Annotated in this window: 1 protein-coding gene and 2 rRNA genes (1 of these 3 running past the window's edge); all 3 read right to left on the reverse strand. The window is 50.3% G+C overall.

All coding sequences use genetic code 11. The features are described from left to right. Positions 1-120: 120 nt before the first annotated feature. Positions 121-408: a ComEA family DNA-binding protein gene (locus tag ACTHTQ_RS11030; RefSeq protein ID WP_036472233.1), complete on the reverse strand. Its 288-nt coding sequence runs from the start codon at positions 406-408 to the stop codon at positions 121-123. 374 nt (positions 409-782) lie between these two features. Next, a 5S ribosomal RNA gene (rrf, locus tag ACTHTQ_RS11035) occupies positions 783-896 on the reverse strand. Positions 897-990: 94 nt separating this feature from the next. After that, positions 991-2,501: ribosomal RNA gene (locus tag ACTHTQ_RS11040) — 23S ribosomal RNA — on the reverse strand (it continues 1,480 nt past the right edge of the window).

The raw sequence follows: 2,501 nt of genomic DNA on the forward strand, positions 1-2,501 counted from the left end.
CAATGTAAAGTCTCCATTTGTCCAGGTCTTCATTCCCGGCCCCATACAAAGCCGCCCGTCAGCCCGAACCGGCAAGCGGTTCGGCCTCGGGGCGGCGTCTACGGCAGTTAACCGTCAGGCTTATTTTTTCACGGCAGGCTGGGCGGCCTTAGGCGCGGCAGAAGAAACCGTCGCCTCCGCCTTCAACTTGTTCAGCACCGCATCACCGATGCCCTTCACGTTTTTCAGCTCCTCCACCGATTTGAACGCACCGTTCTTCTGACGGTATTCCACAATCGATTTCGCCTTAGCCGGGCCGATACCCGGCAAGGCCTCCAGTTCGGCAGAAGACGCGGTATTGATGTTCACGGCAGCCAAAGAGAACGCCGCACAGACGGCGGCAAATGCACCAAATAAAAATTTCTTCATCAGATTTTTTCCCATAACGTGTTTGATTGAATCAGTCAGGAAGTCTACAGAATGGTTTTATTCCAAGCGGTAAACACTGTCACATACGCAGATAGGGCAACAGCCCATACCCACATAAATGCTTACGCCATATTAACGCAAATATCGTTTGATTTCAAATATTCCAAACAGTTAACCGTAACTTTCAGTACTTTTGTTCAAGAATAACAACAGGGTAATCATACATAATCCAAATACCAAGAATGCACGAACACTCAATAGGTATCGGTTCATCAATATTCTTGCACCCCTTACCCCATCACCTATCGCCAAACCGATAGAACCGACAGGCATGTAAAAAGCCCCCGACATCAGTCGGGGGCTTCGGAATGGGTGTTTGGCGGTGACCTACTTTCACATGGAAGAACCACACTATCATCGGCGCTGAGTCGTTTCACGGTCCTGTTCGGGATGGGAAGGCGTGGGACCAACTCGCTATGGCCGCCAAACTTAAACTGTTACAAATCGGTAAAGCCTTAATCAATTATTTAGTGATGACTGAATCAGTCAGTAAGCTTTTATCTTTGAAGTTCTTCAAATGATAGAGTCAAGCCTCACGAGCAATTAGTATGGGTTAGCTTCACACGTTACCGCGCTTCCACACCCCACCTATCAACGTCCTGGTCTCGAACGACTCTTTAGTGTGGTTAAACCACAAGGGAAGTCTCATCTTCAGGCGAGTTTCGCGCTTAGATGCTTTCAGCGCTTATCTCTTCCGAACTTAGCTACCCGGCTATGCAACTGGCGTTACAACCGGTACACCAGAGGTTCGTCCACTCCGGTCCTCTCGTACTAGGAGCAGCCCCCGTCAAACTTCCAACGCCCACTGCAGATAGGGACCAAACTGTCTCACGACGTTTTAAACCCAGCTCACGTACCACTTTAAATGGCGAACAGCCATACCCTTGGGACCGACTACAGCCCCAGGATGTGATGAGCCGACATCGAGGTGCCAAACTCCGCCGTCGATATGAACTCTTGGGCGGAATCAGCCTGTTATCCCCGGAGTACCTTTTATCCGTTGAGCGATGGCCCTTCCATACAGAACCACCGGATCACTATGTCCTGCTTTCGCACCTGCTCGACTTGTCGGTCTCGCAGTTAAGCTACCTTTTGCCATTGCACTATCAGTCCGATTTCCGACCGGACCTAGGTAACCTTCGAACTCCTCCGTTACTCTTTGGGAGGAGACCGCCCCAGTCAAACTGCCTACCATGCACGGTCCCCGACCCGGATTACGGGTCTGGGTTAGAACCTCAAAGACACCAGGGTGGTATTTCAAGGACGGCTCCACAGAGACTGGCGTCTCTGCTTCAAAGCCTCCCACCTATCCTACACAAGTGACTTCAAAGTCCAATGCAAAGCTACAGTAAAGGTTCACGGGGTCTTTCCGTCTAGCAGCGGGTAGATTGCATCTTCACAACCACTTCAACTTCGCTGAGTCTCAGGAGGAGACAGTGTGGCCATCGTTACGCCATTCGTGCGGGTCGGAACTTACCCGACAAGGAATTTCGCTACCTTAGGACCGTTATAGTTACGGCCGCCGTTTACTGGGGCTTCGATCCGATGCTTGCACATCTTCAATTAACCTTCCAGCACCGGGCAGGCGTCACACCCTATACGTCCACTTTCGTGTTAGCAGAGTGCTGTGTTTTTAATAAACAGTCGCAGCCACCTATTCTCTGCGACCCTCCAGGGCTTACGGAGCAAGTCCTTAACCTTAGAGGGCATACCTTCTCCCGAAGTTACGGTATCAATTTGCCGAGTTCCTTCTCCTGAGTTCTCTCAAGCGCCTTAGAATTCTCATCCTGCCCACCTGTGTCGGTTTGCGGTACGGTTCAATTCAAACTGAAGCTTAGTGGCTTTTCCTGGAAGCGTGGTATCGGTTACTTCATGTCCGTAGACACTCGTCATCACTTCTCGGTGTTAAGAAGACCCGGATTTGCCTAAGTCTTCCACCTACCGGCTTAAACAAGCTATTCCAACAGCTTGCTAACCTAACCTTCTCCGTCCCCACATCGCATTTGAATCAAGTACAGGAATATTAACCTGTT

Source organism: Neisseria sp. P0020.S003 (assembly GCF_051957095.1).
In the GTDB taxonomy this organism is placed as follows: domain Bacteria; phylum Pseudomonadota; class Gammaproteobacteria; order Burkholderiales; family Neisseriaceae; genus Neisseria; species Neisseria subflava.